Here is a 14,103-nt window from a genome sequence, read left to right on the forward strand (position 1 = left end):
CTCAGTGCTCGACTTCATCTACTACCCCGTGTCGTTCATCCTCTGGTGTTGGCACAAGGTCTTCGGATTCGTCTTCGGTGAAGCCACCGCCGTCTCCTGGGTGCTGGCGATCATCTTCCTGACGTTCACGGTTCGCGGCATCATGTTCAAGCCGTTCGTGAACCAGGTGCGGTCCATGAAGAAGATGCAGGACTTCGCACCTGAGATTAAGAAGGTGCAGAAGAAGTACGCGAACGACAAGCAGCGCCAGGCGCAGGAGATGCAGAAGCTCCAGCGTGAGCACGGGGTGAACCCGCTCGGTAGCTGTCTGCCGATGCTGCTGCAGATTCCGGTCTTCATCGGTCTGAACCACGTGCTGCGGATGTTCGCGCCCGGCAAGTCGGAGAACTACTTCTTCAACGCGGACGGCGTCGAGTCCTACGTCCAGGCCGACCTTTTCGGCGTCAACCTCGGGGACGCCATCAACCACGTCTCGATGATGGGCGGCAGTGCCGCAGGCGGCGGTGGCTGGGACTGGAGCGTCGCTCCGGTCGCGATTCCACTGATGATCGTCGCCAGCATCGCGACCCACTTCACCGCGCGGCACTCGGTGGCCCGGCAGAACCCGGCTTCCGCCACTCAGCAGACCGCGATGATGAACAAGCTGACGCTGTGGATCTTCCCCGTTGGTGTGCTCATCTTCGGTGCCTTCTTCCCCATCGGGCTACTGCTCTACTGGCTGGCGAACAACGGCTGGACCCTGATGCAGCAGCGGCTGGTTTACACCAAGATCGACAAGGAAGAGGAAGCCAAGAAGACCGAGGCCGTGGAGAAGCGGACCTCGCTGGCTCCGAAGCCGGGCGCGAAGCCGCAGGCGGGCCAGAAGCCACAGGTCGGGCAGAAGCCAAAGCCCGGACAGAAGCCGGGGCAGAAGAAGCAGGCGAACACCGACTCCGAGGGCACTGAGAAGGACGACAGCCCGAAGGCCAGCGAGCCGAAGAACGGGAACCCAAGGAACGGGAGTCCGAAGAACGGCAGCCCGAACGGTGGCGCTTCGAAGAACGGGACCAAAGCAAAGGGCGGGAACAGCGCCAGGGGTGGCGCCTGGGCGAAGAACGGCGGCGCCCAGCAACGCCCGGCCAACCAAGGCAAGAAGGCACCGGGTCGGAAGCGTCGGTGACGCGGCCGGGGCTGGGAGAGGAGACGGACATGGCGGAGACGGTCGAGGCGATCGACACTGACAAGGACGCGGCGGTTTCACAGGAAACCACTGAGGAGACGCGGGACTCACGTTCCTCTGGCGTGGACGACGACGTGCTCGTCCAGGAGGGCGACATCGCGGGCGACTACCTGGAGCGCCTGCTGGACCTTCTGGACTACGACGGCGACATCGACCTGGACGTGGAAGCCGGGCGGGCCATCGTGAGTATCGACGGTGGCGAGGATCTGGAGAAGCTCGTCGGCGCTCGCGGCAACGTACTCGAGGCGTTGCAGGAGCTGACTCGGTTGGCGGTGCAGCAGGAGACCGGTTCGCGAAGCCGGCTGATGTTGGACATCGCGGGTTGGCGCGCGGACCGCAGGGAGGAGCTCCGCGAGCTCGGCCGGTCGACCGCGGAGTCGGTACTCGCGAGTGGTGAGCGGGTGCGGCTGCAGCCGATGAGCCCGTTTGAGCGTAAGGTCGTCCATGACGCGGTCGCCGCCGTGGATGGCGTGCAGAGCGAGAGTGAAGGCGAGGACCCGAAGCGTCGAGTGGTCGTGTCCCCCGCTTCGTAGTCAGCAGCATCGTCTGCAACGCGGCCCGCCGGATTCCGGCGGGCCGCGTTTTTGTTTCCGGGCCGATTGAGTTTCACGTGAAACTCGCGGACTGTCGCCCGGCCCGGCCGAGTGCATCGGGGACAATCAAGGGAGCCGTTTCACGTGAAACGGCGAGCAACAAGGAGTGATCAGTGAGCGTGGAGAACGCGGACGCCCCGCTACCGGAAGCGGCAGGCACGGTGTTCGGCGACCGAGTGGACATGGCGAGTGAGTATGTGAGCCTGCTCCGGGAGCACGGAGTGGAGCGAGGGCTGATCGGGCCGCGCGAGGTCGACCGGCTTTGGGATCGCCATGTACTCAATTCCGCGGTCATCAGCGAACAGATCCCGGGTGGCGCTCAGGTGGTGGACGTAGGCTCCGGTGCGGGTCTCCCGGGAGTGCCGCTCGCGATCGCTCGACCGGACCTCGATATCGTGCTCCTTGAGCCGATGGCACGCCGGGTTGACTGGCTGACCGAAGTGGCCGAGCGTCTCGACCTCCATCTGACTATCGTGCGAGGACGCGCAGAGGAGCGGGAGATCCGCCGTCAACTCACTGCGGCGGATGTGGTGACGGCTCGCGCCGTCGCTCCCCTGGCTCGGCTGGCGGACTGGTGTATGCCGCTGGTCCGGCCCGGGGGTCTACTCATCGCACTCAAAGGTGCCAGTGCGAGCGAGGAGTTGGAACGCGACCGGGCGGAGGTGAGCAGAGCCGGTGGTGTCGACTCGGAAGTACGACAGTGCGGGTCCGGCTTACTGGAAACCGCGAGCACCGTGGTGGTGATCCGGCGAGCAAGGCCAGCGGCCGGACAGGATCGCCGGAGCAAGGGACGCCCGAGGAGTCAACTCCGGGGCTGAGTGAACGAGCCCGCGGGTGAAAGGATTGTCCGTGCACGACGACCACAGCCGACGCGTGATGTTCCACGTGAAACGGCGAGCGACATGCTCGCCCTTCAACCCAGAAGTACCGACCGTCATGACGACGAAGGAGGCGTAGCGCCCGGTGAATCCCCGAACCCCACAGGACGCTCCGGGTGCCGGCCACGAGTTGGCCTGGACGCCGATCGCGGAGGAAGCAGTACGCGCGGCTCGGGTGCTACACCCCGAGGAAAACCAGCTCCCCCGGCCGCTCCGGCGGCGCGTGCTGACCGTTGCCAATCAGAAGGGCGGCGTCGGTAAGACGACCAGCGCCGTGAACCTCGCGGCCGGCCTCGCCCTACATGGACTCAAGACGCTGGTGATCGACCTCGACCCACAGGGCAACGCGAGTACCGCGCTCAATGTGGACCACCGGTCCGGAACGCCCTCCGTCTACGAGGCTTTGCTGGGCGAGGTCTCGATCGCGGACGCCGCGGCGGTCAGTGAGCAGTCCCCCAATCTGCTCTGCGTGCCGGCGACCATAGATCTCGCGGGTGCCGAGATCGAGCTCGTGTCCATGGCTACACGTGAAGCGCGACTGAAAGAGGCGCTCACGGACGAGGCGCTGGACCAGCTCGGGGTGGACTACATCTTCATCGACTGCCCGCCCTCACTGGGCCTGCTGACGGTGAACGCGATGGTGGCCGCCCAGGAGGTCCTCATCCCGATCCAGTGCGAGTACTACGCACTGGAGGGGCTGGGGCAGTTGCTGAGCAATATCGAGCTGGTTCAGCGGCACCTGAATCCGGAGCTCGCGGTGTCCACCATCCTGCTCACGATGTACGACGGCCGGACCAAGCTGGCCGATCAGGTGACGCAGGAGGTCCGCGGACACTTCGGCGATGTTGTGCTGAAGACCGTGATTCCGCGAAGTGTGAAGGTCTCCGAGGCACCGGGCTACGGGCAGACGGTCCTTGCTTACGATCCCGGTTCCCGGGGTGCGATGAGTTATCTGGACGCGGCGCGTGAAGTCGCGGAGCGTGGTGCGCAGGAAGGACGAGCATGAACGAACGCAGGGGCGGCCTGGGCCGGGGTCTGGCAGCTTTGATCCCCACCGGGCCGGTAAGCACCGAGGGGACCGCCACGGCGGAGGTGCGAAACGGCGACACCCCGTCGCGTGCAGGGGACAAGGATTGGTTCGCGGCCAACGGGGAGATGGACGCTGCGGCCGGCGGTGAGGTCGCGGGGGCGGTGTACCGAGAGGTCCCGGTCAGTGCGATCAAGCCGAACCCGAAGCAGCCTCGGCAGGTCTTCGACGAGGAGGCGCTCGCCGAACTCGAGCACTCGATCCGCGAATTCGGTCTCATGCAGCCGATCGTGGTGCGTCAGTTGCCCGATGACGAGTATGAGCTCGTCATGGGTGAGCGCCGGTTGCGCGCCTCGCAGCAGGCCGAGTTGGAGGTCATCCCGGCCATCGTCCGGCAGACCGCCGACGAGGCGATGCTCCGCGACGCGCTGCTGGAGAACATCCACCGGGTGCAACTGAACCCGCTCGAAGAGGCGGCGGCCTACCAACAGCTCCTCGAGGAGTTCGAGGTGACTCACGAGGAACTGGCGGGCAAGATCGGCCGCAGCCGCCCGGTCATCACCAACACGATCCGCCTGCTCCGACTCCCCCTCCCGGTCCAGCGGCGGGTCGCGGCCGGTGTGCTGTCCGCGGGGCACGCCAGGGCGCTGCTCTCGCTCGAGGACGCCGGAGGCCAGGAAGAGCTGGCGGCGCGCATCGTGGCGGAGGGACTGTCGGTCCGAGCCACCGAGGAGGCGGTGACCCTCAGCAAGAGCGAGAACAAGGCCAAGCCGAAGGCGCCCGCGCGCAAGCCCATGCAGGCGCCCGGTCTCCAGGATCTGGCCGAGCGGTTGTCCGACACCTTCGACACCCGGGTGAAGGTGGACCTCGGGCGCCGGAAGGGACGGATCGTGGTGGAGTTCGGCTCGGTGGACGACCTCGAGCGCATCGTCGCGATCATGAACCCGAATAAGACAAATCGGACAGAAGAAATCGAGGAGTGATCACCCAGGGGCTTTTCGTCACGGTGATGATTGCCCAGTGGTGAGCGTTGATCACGTTTCGTGACTGGCGTCAACGCAGCACTGAGTAAGCAAACCGGCGGCGGGCGAAGCCTCGCACTTTCCCGGGAAAGTGCGAGGGGTGGTCAGCTGGCCCGGGTTATGGCGCGCGACACGAGTTCCGCGAACACCGCGCCGAGGGAGGTCCCGGAGGCTTCGACGGCCATCGGCACGGTGGAGGTCTCGGTCAGCCCCGGCGACGGGTTCACCTCGAGGAACTGGATCGTCCCGTCGGCGGCGATGACGGCGTCGGTACGGGAGATGTCGCGCAGACCCAGCACCCGGTGGGCCGCGATGGCGAGTTCTGCCACGGCCTTCGCCGAATCGTCGGAGACACGGGCCGGGGCGAAGAAGTCGGTGAGTCCAGCCGTGTAGCGGGCCGTGTAGTCATAGACGCCGCTCTCCGGCACGATCTCGACCGCGGGCAGGGCCTGAGGCCCGTCGGCGCCCTCGATGACCGTCACGGCCACCTCAACGCCCTCCACGAACCGCTCAGCGAGGACGGTGTCACCGTAGGCGAAGCAGCCGACCATCGCCGCGGGCAATTCCGTCGCGTCCCGCACCACCTGGGTGCCGAGTGCCGATCCGCCCTGGTCCGGCTTGAGGATCATCGGGATACCGAGGCGCTCCACCATCGCGTTGAGCACAGCCTGCGCCCCGAGTTCCCGGAACGTGCTGTGCGGAAGCACCACCCAGTCCGGCGTGTTGAAGTCGGCCTCGGAGATGAGCGCCTTCGCGGTCGGCTTGTCCCACGCACGCCTGCAGCCCTGCGAGCTCGTGCCGACGTAGGGCACCCGCAGCATCTCCAGCACGGTCTGCACCGAGCCGTTCTCGCCCTCTCCCCCATGCAGTGCGACGACCGCCGCGTCCGGGCGGTGGTCCCGCAACCGGTCGAGCAGTCCGGCGTCGGTGTCCCACTCCTCGACGGTGAGCCCCTGCCCGCGCAGCGCAGCCGAGAGCCTGCGGCCCGATCGCAGCGAGACGTCACGTTCGTGGGAAAGGCCGCCTGCGAGTACGGCAACGGTACGGTCGGCCACGGGGGATCTCCTTCGGTCATGCTGCGTACTGTCCGATCAGGACAGATATGATCTGCGCTTTCGTGGCGTCCGCTCGGGAATCACGCCGTGTCCGGTGAAGGGGACTGTGGTCCCTGCACCGCACGGGCGGTCACGTTACCGAACGTCCGCACCAGGTCCATTTCGGACTCCAGGACCCCGGCCAGCCTGCGGACACCCTCGCGGATTCGCTCGGGAGTCGGATAGCAGTACGACAGCCGCATCTGCCTGCTGCCGAAACCATCGGCATAGAAGCCGGTGCCCGAGGCATAGGCGACCCTGGCCGTCACCGCTCTCGGCAGCATGGCCTTGGTGTCGACGCCTTCCGGAACCGTGACCCAGACGTAGAATCCGCCGTCCGGTTTCGTCCAGCTGCAACCGGCCGGCATGTGCTGCTCCAGGGCACCGATGATCGCGTCCCTGCGCTCGCGGTAGTTCTCCCGGAAGGTCTTGATCTGGCCCTTCCAGTCGTGCGTGGCGAGGTAGCGCGACACCACCAGCTGGTTCAGCGTCGGTGGGCACAGCGTCGCCGACTCCGCCGCGAGGACCAGCTTCTCCTTGACCGCGTGCGGGGCCAGTACCCAGCCAACGCGCAGGCCGGAGGCGAAGGTCTTGGAGAACGAGCCGAGATACACCACGTTGTCCGGATCGCTGGCCCGCAGCGCCGGGTAGATCTGGCCGTCGAAGCCGAGCAGGCCGTACGGGTTGTCCTCCACCACCAGCACGCCGTGGCGGGCGCAGATCTCCAGGATCTCGGCACGGCGTTGTACCGCGAGGGTGACGCCCGCGGGGTTGTGGAAGTTCGGGATCGTGTAGAGGAACTTGACCCGTTTGCCCTGCTTCTCGGCCTGCACGAGCGCCTCGGTCAGCCCGGCGGGGTCGAGGCCGTTCTCGTCCATCGCGACGTGCACGACCTGGGCCTGATAGGCGGCGAAAGAGCCGAGTGCGCCGACGTAGGAGGGACCTTCGGCGATCACCACGTCACCCGGGTCGCAGAACAGCCTGGTCACCATGTCCAGGCCCATCTGGGAACCGACCGTCACCACGACGTCGTCGGGATGCGCCGAGATGCCCTCCATCGCCATGATCTCGCAGATCTGCTCGCGCAGTGCGGGAACACCGTGCGCGGAGCCGTACTGCAGCGCGACGAGCCCTTCCTCGGCGATGAGTTCGGCCATCTGGGTGGACAGCGAGTCCAGCGGGAGCGCGGCGAGGTTCGGCATGCCACCGGCGAGCGAAACCACCTCCGGCCTGCTGGCCACCGCGAACAACGCTCGGATCTCCGACGCGGTCATCCCCGCCGTACGTGCGGCGTAGCGATCGAGGTGCGGATCGAGGTTGTGGTGGCCGGACCGGGCCGGCACGGGGCCGGGCCTCCCGGGCTCGAGCTCTGAGGAGTCAGTCATCGACACATCGCAAGCTGGTCAGGTGGCGGATGGCTACCGGAAGGTAGTTCCGACGAGTGTAACCGGAGGGTGTTGTAGGCCTCCCGGTCTTTCGACGCTCGTCACATCGGCATATCCTCAGTTCTGCGCGCCGGTGTGGCGCTTGCGTGGATCACAGCAGCCAGGGGAGGTCGGGGTGTCGCGACGCGTCGTGGGCGTCACACTGGACAACCTGGAGCAGTTGCCCCGGCACTGCCGCCGCTGCGTGTACTGGGAACTCGCGCCCCACCTGCGGGCACAGGCCGAGGAGTTCGGCGAGACCGAGGTGGAGAAGGAGGCGTGGGTCTCCGCGGTGCTGCTGGAGTGGGGATCCTGCGGCCGGATGATCTTCAGCGACAACCTGCCGGTCGGTTTCGTCCTCTACGCGCCGCCGACGGCGGTACCGAGGGCGAGCGCGTTCCCGACGTCCCCGCCCAGCCCGGATGCCGTCCTGCTGACCTCGTTCAATGTGCTGCCCGAGTTCCGTGGCGGCGGGATCGGCCGGGTGCTCGTCCAGGCGGTGGCGAAGGACCTCACCAAACGCGGGGTCCGGGCGATCGAGGCCTTCGGCGACACCAAGGCCGCGCCGATCGAGTCCGGCACGGCCGACGCCGCCGATACCGCCGACGGGGACGAGGGCGGCGAGGGGCACCGGTGCGTGCTGCCCGCCGAGTTCCTGCAGAGCGTCGGTTTCAAGACGGTGCGCCCGCACCCACGGTGGCCGAGGTTGCGGCTGGAGCTGCGCTCGTCGATCTCCTGGAAGGAAGACGTCGAAGCAGCGCTGGAGAAGCTGCTGGGCCAGGTCTCGGTGACAACCGCGGAGCCGAGCGTCGCCCGCGCCTGAGCGGCTACCCGCGGGCGAAACCGCTGGTACTTGTTACTCCGCCTTGGCGAGTTCGTGCGCGAGCACGTCGGCGAAGGTGAAGGTCCCGGTGGGCTGGTCGCCCTCACCGAGCAGATACAGCCGCTTGACGGCGATCAGGATGCCCTCGGCCACGACGTCCCGGAACGCCGGGTCGGACAGCCTGCGCCGGTCGCCGGGGTTGCTCAGGTAGCCGATCTCGATCCGCACGGCGGGACAGCGGGTGAGCCGCAGGATCTCCCACGTCTTCGGATGCGTGCGGCAGTCCAGCAGGCCGGTACGGGCGGCCAGCTCCCGCTGGATGAAGCCTGCCAGCAACTCCCCCACCGTGGACGTCGTGCCGTAGCCGTTGCCGAAGTGGAAACTCGCGACACCCTGGGCTTCCGGCGAGGAATTCTGGTCGTTGTGCAGGGAGAGGAAGAGATCCGCGCCGGCCTCGTTGGCGAAGGCGGCACGGTCGGCCTCGGCAGGGCCGTTCGCGGGCCCTCTGGAGATCAACGCCTCCATGCCGGTGGCCTTCATCCTGCCCTCGAGCCTGCGTGCCAGATCCCAGGCGATATCGGCCTCACGCAGGCCCTGGACCTGGATGCCCGCGTCCTCGCCGCCGTGCCCGGGATCGATGACGATGCGCTTGCCGCGCAGCCGCGGCCCTGCCCTGCGCACCTGCTCCTGCTCGCGGAGGAAGACCGGTCGGCCACCACGGGCCCTGGGGGACAACTGGCTGAGCGCCCGGACCACGGCCGCACCGCAGATCCCGTCGACCACGAGGCCGTAGTCCCGCTGGAAGTTACGCAGTCCGTGTTCGGTCTGCGGGCCGAACACGCCGTCCGGGCGGCCCACGTCGTAACCGAGTTCGGTGAGCCGGTCCTGCAACGCGAAGACGTCGTCACCGTTGACCGGTGCCGAGATGAGGTAGGCCAGCGGGCGGCTACCGAGGTGGTAGTTGGCGCCACGCAGGGCGCGATAGGTCGCCGGGCCCACGATGCCGTCAGTGATCAGGCCCCTGCGCTGCTGGAACGCGCGCACGGCGTGCTCCACCGTGAGATCGAACGACCCGTAACCATCGGACCCGTTCATGCGCGGGAGCAGATCCATTGCGGCGAGCATGGACCTGATCTCGGAGACGTCCGGTCCGGCGTCGCCGCGGCGGAGTACCCGCATGCACTCCTCGCTCTTCCTTGGGCACCGATGGCGTACTCGATGCGGTACGGCTGTCTGATCCGGGCGAACCCGGGGTTCTATTGTGCCCTGTGAACTCTCGGTGAGCGCGCAGGGCCGGTCTGTGCCGCACCACACGTCACCGCCGGGTAGTCCTTACACGGGGCGTCACCCGGACAGCCACCCTGAGTTCATCCGTTGGGCTAGGTGCGGCCCAACGGACGAAACCCGGAGGCCGCGTACGTAGACGCATGCCCCCGGGTTTCGGTTGTCCTACTGGTCAGAAATCACCCGATGACGTCGGAGAGGTCCGAGAGCAGCGCGGCCTTCGGCTTGGCGCCGACGATCTGCTTCACTGGCTTGCCGCCCTGGAACAGGATCAGCGTCGGGATCGACATCACCTGGTAGTCACGGGCGGTGTTCGGGTTCTCGTCGATGTCGAGCTTCGCGATGGTCAGCTTCTCGCCGTGCTCGGAAGCGATCTCCTCGAGAACCGGCGCGACCATCTTGCAAGGCCCGCACCAGGTCGCCCAGAAGTCGACCAGGACCGGCTTTTCGCTGGTCAGGACGTCATCGGCGAAGCTGGAGTCGGTCACCTTAACGGGAGCGGTCATTGTCTGTCTCCTCATTCTTGTGGAAGTTGGTCGGGCAGGCGGGTCAGCTCGCCGGGCTGGCGGCGTATCCGCCGCCGACCAGCTCGGGAGCCTCGTGTGCCTGTTCGGTCACGGCGTGCTCGGCGAGCCAGCGCTCGGCGTCGATCGCGGCGGCGCAGCCGGAACCGGCTGCCGTGATGGCCTGCCGGTAGGTGTGGTCCACCAGGTCGCCCGCGGCGAACACGCCGTCCAAGTTCGTGTACGTGCTGCGGTCCTTGGTCAGCACGTAACCCTCGTCGTCGAGGTCCACCTGGCCGCGGACCAGCTGGCTGCGCGGGTCGTGGCCGATCGCCACGAAGAATCCGGTGACGTCGAGCGTTGAGTCGTCGCCGGTCTTCGTGTCATTCAGCTTCAGGCCCTTGACCGTGCCGTCGCCGACCACCTCGGTGATCTTCGCGTTCGTCCGCCAGCGGATCTTCTCGTTCGCCCGCGCCCGCTCCAGCATGATCTTCGAGGCCCGGAACTCGTCGCGCCGGTGCACGATGGTGACACTGCGGGCGAACTTGGTCAGGAAGGTCGCTTCCTCCATGGCCGAGTCCCCGCCGCCGGCGACCGCGATGTCGTGGTCGCGGAAGAAGAAGCCGTCGCAGGTCGCGCAGGACGAGACGCCTCGGCCGAGGTGTTCCTGCTCGCCCGGCACGTTCAGGTAGCGGGCGGCAGCACCCATGGCCAGGATGACCGAGCGGGCGGCGTAGCGCTGCCCGTTCACGGACACGTATTTGATGTCGCCGGTGAGGTCGAGCTCCTCGACGTCCTCGGCGCGCAACTCGGCGCCGAAGTTCTTGGCCTGGACCCGCATCTCCTCCATCAGGTCGGGACCCTGGATCCCTTCCCGGAAACCGGGGTAGTTCTCCACCTCGGTCGTCGTCATCAGCGCGCCGCCGAACTGCGAGCCCTCGAACACCAAAGGCTCGAGTTGTGCCCGCGCCGCGTACACGGCCGCCGTGTATCCGGCGGGGCCGGACCCCACGATGATCAGGTTCCGAACTTCCTCTGCAGCCACCCGTGACCTCCGCTCGTCGTGACTACCACCGTCAACACGATCGCAGGTCGTTGTGTTCCCGGAGTGACCGGGGGAACGACTGTAGGTGGATCCGGCGTCAGCCGCCGGCGCCCTTGCCGACGGTCTTGTCCAGCAGCAGTCCGGGGTTGTCCGGTCCGCAGTCCGGGGACAGGGCGACCAGCCGGAACTGGGCGAACTCGCCGGTGGTGTACAGCACCAGCACCGCTTCCCTGCCGTCGAGGGTGGCGGGCCGCACTCCGGCGGGTTTGACGCCCGGATCGATACCGGCTGCTTCGAGGCAGGCGTCGAGCCGCTGCTCATCGCCGAGCGGTCCGAAGTCGCGAACTCCACTGACCTCGCCGAGGGCGGAACCGAGACCACCCTCACTGCGAAGCGACAGCGGCGGAGTGCTCGTGTCCGCAGGGGTGGGTGCGGCGGCGGGGAGCCCGTCGCCCTGCTGCCCGTTCGGCACGATGACGGCCACCGCCACTACGGCGGCCGCCGCGGCGGTGAGCACCCCCGCACCCCAGCCGAGCATCCGGTTGCGCTTACGCCGGGCGCTGTCGAGGCTGACCACCGGCGCCACCGGCGGTTCGTCCCGCCCTGGTTCCGCGGTCCGGGACACCTCCGCCGCCAGCGCCGCGTCGATCCTGGTCGCGACCTCGGGTGGCATCGGTGCCGCGGGTGCCATCGGCAGCGCACCGAGGTCTGCCACGGTCGAGTCGAGGGCGTCGAGTATCGCCCGTGCTTCCGGGTCGGCGTTCACCTGCGGCCACAGCCGGTTCGCCACTGCCTCGTCCAGCACCCCTGCGTGCAGGTCGGCGAGCAGGTCGACAGACCATGGCGGACCGACGGTGCCACCGATCCCCCGGTTCTCGTCCGTCATCGTCCCTCCCCGCTCCGTTTGCTTTCGTGAGTTGGGACGTCGCCGTCGGTGTCCGGGTTCCGCAGATGACCGAGAACCTTCGCGAGTTTGGCGCGGCCTCGGGCGCACCGGCTCTTCACCGTTCCCTCGGCGATGTTCAGCATCTTCGCCGTCTCGGCCACCGAGTATCCCTCGACGTCCACCAGCACGATCGGGGCACGCTGGTCCTCGGGGAGCTGATCCAGTGCCGCTTGGACCACCAGGGACGTCTCCCGCTCGGCCATGGAGTCGCGCGGCACGGCGGGTTCGTTGTGCCCGGTCTCGGGTAACGGCACCGTCGGCCTGGCCTGCCGCCTGCGGATCCGGTCGAGGCACGCGTTCACCACGATGCGATGCAGCCAGGTCGTGACCTGGGACTCGGCGCGAAACTTCCCGGCTGCGCGGTAGGCGGAGATGAACGCGTCCTGCAGGGCGTCCGCCGCCTCCTCCGGATCCCGCACGGTGCGCAGGGCGACGGCCCACATCCGGTCACGGTGTCTGCGGACCAGTTCGCTGAATGCGTGCGGATCGCCTGCGGCATGTGCCGCGATGAGGTCGGCGTCCGTGGGTGCGGCTGCGGTCACCCGGAAGAGACTACTAACCCGGCAGGGTCAGAGTTTCCCAGGACCAAGACGCAGTCGAGCTGTGTTGATCACGGTTCACTTCGTGGGGAGAAACTCCAGCTCACCGATCTCCGAGACGAACTTGCCCTCGGGCCCGGAGAGTTCGGTGATCCAGACGATCACGTACTGCGACTGCACCGGCTGGTCCAGGCTGATCTCCTGCTGCCCGCCGCTCAGTTCGGTCTCGGCCACCTTGCGGGTGTCGGCGAGCGGAGCGTCAGGGCTGTCCGTGACCAGGATCTCGACCTTCGTGCCGGGACTGTCGGCTTCGATCCGCACCTCCGACAGGTTGATCGACTCCTCGAAACCCGCGATCAGGCCGACGCCGGGCTTCAGCGCGGGCAACTGCTGCTGGTACTGATCGGTCCGCCAGACGGTTCCGGGGTCGCCGTCCACGGCGAGTCCGGTCCTGCCCTCGTTGTCGCCGACGCCTTCGGGGTTGTAGACCTCGATGCTCGCCGGGGCGACCGGATCGCCTACCGCGCCTTCCGGCGGCGGCTGGGACTGCGGTTCGGTGGGCTCGGCAGGTGGGGCCGAGGTGGTGGACTCGGCGACGTTCACCGGCGGGCCACCCGAACTGGGGTCGTCCTGGAAGAAGCTGATGGCCATCATGCCCAGCCAGGCGAGGATGCCGACGGCGGCCACGACCAGCACGGTCACGCCCAGCGCGAGTTTGCGCCGCCGTGCCGCGTCCTTGACCGGCTTCTTCGTGGTCCAGATCCCACCGTCGGAATCCACCCGGTCGTCCGATTCCCCCGTACCGACCTGCTGGATCAGCTGGGTTCGTTCCTCGGCCTCCGCGACCTGGTCCAGCACTCGCAGGATCGCCGACGCCGTCCGGATTCCACCGTTGCCGCCGTCCTCGATCGTCCGGCCGGCCAGCGCCGAGAGCTCGGCTGGCACGCGCGGTTCCAGCGATCTGGCCGGTACGACACGGCCGCTCGGTGAGCGGGGCGCGGCGGGAATGGCAGACGGGCCGCCCGGCAACGCCCAGCGCCCGGTGAGCAGCAGGTAGAGCACCCCGCCGAGGGCCTTGACGTCGTCGCGCAGCGTCGCGTCCGGCAGCGGGCCGGGAAACGCGAGCCGGAGCTTGCCGTCCGGGGTCAGGCGCAGCCGCTGCGGATGGTCGATGCCCAGCACGAGACCGGACTGGTGGGCGTTCTCCACGGCCTCGGCCAGTGCCTGGACCATCCTGGCCGCGGTGGCCGGAGGTGCGGGTTTCGTCGTGACCAGGTCGACCAGGTCGCTGCCCTTGGTCCACTCGGCGACCACGATCCCGAGCAGGCCTTCGCTGGAGGTGATGCCGTTGCCGAGGCTGAGCACGTCGAGGACCCTGGCGACGCCACCGTGCGCGAACTTTGCCGCGTGTGCGGCACGGTCGAGGGTGCGGCGGGCCTGCCGGGCTGCTTCGGCGTCGGCCGGGTCGCCCACCAGCATGGTCAGCGCGACGTCCCGGCGCAACTGGCCGTCACGGGCTCGCCAGAGGTGCGCGCCCGCACGTTCGTCGATGCCGAACTGCGCGAGCAGGCGATAGCGGCCATCACCAACCACGCCCCCGGGTGCAAGTGACCCACCACGGGTGCGGACACCAGAACGGGGCCGACCCTCCACCTGCTCGCTTCCTTTCCTGTCCACCTGCTTGTAGGACGAGGGTACGTGAACCC

General features: G+C 67.9%; 14 protein-coding genes. 6 read left to right on the top strand and 8 right to left on the bottom strand.

The window, feature by feature from the left end:
- The first annotated feature begins 4 nt into the window (after positions 1-4).
- The 5 genes from yidC (at position 5) to D0C15_RS09520 (ending at position 4,700) form a co-directional block, all read left to right on the top strand.
- Positions 5-1,159 (top strand): membrane protein insertase YidC, encoded by a 1,155-nt coding sequence (gene yidC / locus D0C15_RS09500; protein WP_116043007.1) that lies wholly within the window; start codon positions 5-7, stop codon positions 1,157-1,159.
- 29 nt (positions 1,160-1,188) lie between these two features.
- Positions 1,189-1,752 (top strand): Jag family protein, encoded by a 564-nt coding sequence (locus D0C15_RS09505; RefSeq protein WP_116043009.1) that lies wholly within the window; start codon positions 1,189-1,191, stop codon positions 1,750-1,752.
- Positions 1,753-1,925: 173 nt separating this feature from the next.
- Complete coding sequence (rsmG, locus tag D0C15_RS09510) at positions 1,926-2,630, top strand: 16S rRNA (guanine(527)-N(7))-methyltransferase RsmG (protein ID WP_116043011.1); 705 nt, start codon at positions 1,926-1,928, stop codon at positions 2,628-2,630.
- A 145-nt stretch (positions 2,631-2,775) separates the two neighbouring features.
- A complete protein-coding gene (locus D0C15_RS09515; RefSeq protein ID WP_116043013.1) occupies positions 2,776-3,696 on the top strand; it encodes a ParA family protein in 921 nt (306 codons plus the stop codon).
- Positions 3,693-4,700 (top strand): ParB/RepB/Spo0J family partition protein, encoded by a 1,008-nt coding sequence (locus D0C15_RS09520; RefSeq protein ID WP_116043015.1) that lies wholly within the window; start codon positions 3,693-3,695, stop codon positions 4,698-4,700. Before D0C15_RS09515 ends, D0C15_RS09520 begins: the two co-directional genes overlap by 4 nt.
- Before the next feature lie 143 nt (positions 4,701-4,843).
- Here D0C15_RS09520 and D0C15_RS09525 read toward each other — a convergent pair whose 3' ends face one another.
- Positions 4,844-5,794 carry a D-alanine--D-alanine ligase family protein gene (locus tag D0C15_RS09525; RefSeq protein WP_116043017.1) on the bottom strand — a complete coding sequence of 317 codons (951 nt, stop codon included), beginning with the start codon at positions 5,792-5,794 and terminating at the stop codon, positions 4,844-4,846.
- A gap of 80 nt (positions 5,795-5,874) precedes the next feature.
- Positions 5,875-7,218 (bottom strand): aminotransferase-like domain-containing protein, encoded by a 1,344-nt coding sequence (locus D0C15_RS09530; protein WP_116043020.1) that lies wholly within the window; start codon positions 7,216-7,218, stop codon positions 5,875-5,877.
- Positions 7,219-7,393: 175 nt separating this feature from the next.
- Here D0C15_RS09530 and D0C15_RS09535 point away from each other — a divergent pair, with 175 nt between their 5' ends.
- A complete protein-coding gene (locus D0C15_RS09535; RefSeq protein ID WP_116043023.1) occupies positions 7,394-8,080 on the top strand; it encodes a GNAT family N-acetyltransferase in 687 nt (228 codons plus the stop codon).
- 33 nt (positions 8,081-8,113) lie between these two features.
- On the opposite strand, the gene D0C15_RS09540 is transcribed toward D0C15_RS09535, so the two are convergent.
- The 6 genes from D0C15_RS09540 to D0C15_RS09565 form a co-directional block, all read right to left on the bottom strand.
- A complete protein-coding gene (locus D0C15_RS09540) occupies positions 8,114-9,259 on the bottom strand; it encodes an N-acetylmuramoyl-L-alanine amidase (protein WP_116043025.1) in 1,146 nt (381 codons plus the stop codon).
- Between the two features lie 284 nt (positions 9,260-9,543).
- On the bottom strand, positions 9,544-9,870 hold the full coding sequence (trxA, locus tag D0C15_RS09545; RefSeq protein WP_116043028.1) for a thioredoxin: 327 nt from the start codon (positions 9,868-9,870) through the stop codon (positions 9,544-9,546).
- Positions 9,871-9,913: 43 nt separating this feature from the next.
- Positions 9,914-10,912, bottom strand: a complete 999-nt coding sequence (gene trxB, locus D0C15_RS09550) for a thioredoxin-disulfide reductase (RefSeq protein ID WP_116043030.1) — start codon at positions 10,910-10,912, stop codon at positions 9,914-9,916.
- 97 nt (positions 10,913-11,009) lie between these two features.
- The gene (locus D0C15_RS09555; protein WP_116043033.1) at positions 11,010-11,798 is read right to left on the bottom strand and encodes a hypothetical protein; all 789 of its coding nucleotides are present in this window, start codon (positions 11,796-11,798) and stop codon (positions 11,010-11,012) included.
- Positions 11,795-12,400, bottom strand: coding sequence for an RNA polymerase sigma factor SigM (gene sigM, locus D0C15_RS09560; protein ID WP_116043036.1), 606 nt, complete (start codon positions 12,398-12,400; stop codon positions 11,795-11,797). Before sigM ends, D0C15_RS09555 begins: the two co-directional genes overlap by 4 nt.
- A gap of 75 nt (positions 12,401-12,475) precedes the next feature.
- Positions 12,476-14,074 carry a protein kinase family protein gene (locus D0C15_RS09565; protein ID WP_425455373.1) on the bottom strand — a complete coding sequence of 533 codons (1,599 nt, stop codon included), beginning with the start codon at positions 14,072-14,074 and terminating at the stop codon, positions 12,476-12,478.
- Positions 14,075-14,103: the final 29 nt, after the last annotated feature.

Source organism: Amycolatopsis palatopharyngis (genome assembly GCF_003385185.1).
GTDB lineage: Bacteria > Actinomycetota > Actinomycetes > Mycobacteriales > Pseudonocardiaceae > Amycolatopsis > Amycolatopsis palatopharyngis.

Bases quoted from the DNA above. Each gene is read 5' to 3' on its own strand.
- D0C15_RS09505 (WP_116043009.1), top strand. From the start codon at position 1,189: ATGGCGGAGACGGTCGAGGCGATCGACACTGACAAGGACGCGGCGGTT.
- D0C15_RS09520 (WP_116043015.1), top strand. From the start codon at position 3,693: ATGAACGAACGCAGGGGCGGCCTGGGCCGGGGTCTGGCAGCTTTGATC.
- D0C15_RS09530 (WP_116043020.1), bottom strand. From the start codon at position 7,218: ATGACTGACTCCTCAGAGCTCGAGCCCGGGAGGCCCGGCCCCGTGCCG.
- D0C15_RS09540 (WP_116043025.1), bottom strand. From the start codon at position 9,259: ATGCGGGTACTCCGCCGCGGCGACGCCGGACCGGACGTCTCCGAGATC.
- trxA (WP_116043028.1), bottom strand. From the start codon at position 9,870: ATGACCGCTCCCGTTAAGGTGACCGACTCCAGCTTCGCCGATGACGTC.
- D0C15_RS09555 (WP_116043033.1), bottom strand. From the start codon at position 11,798: ATGACGGACGAGAACCGGGGGATCGGTGGCACCGTCGGTCCGCCATGG.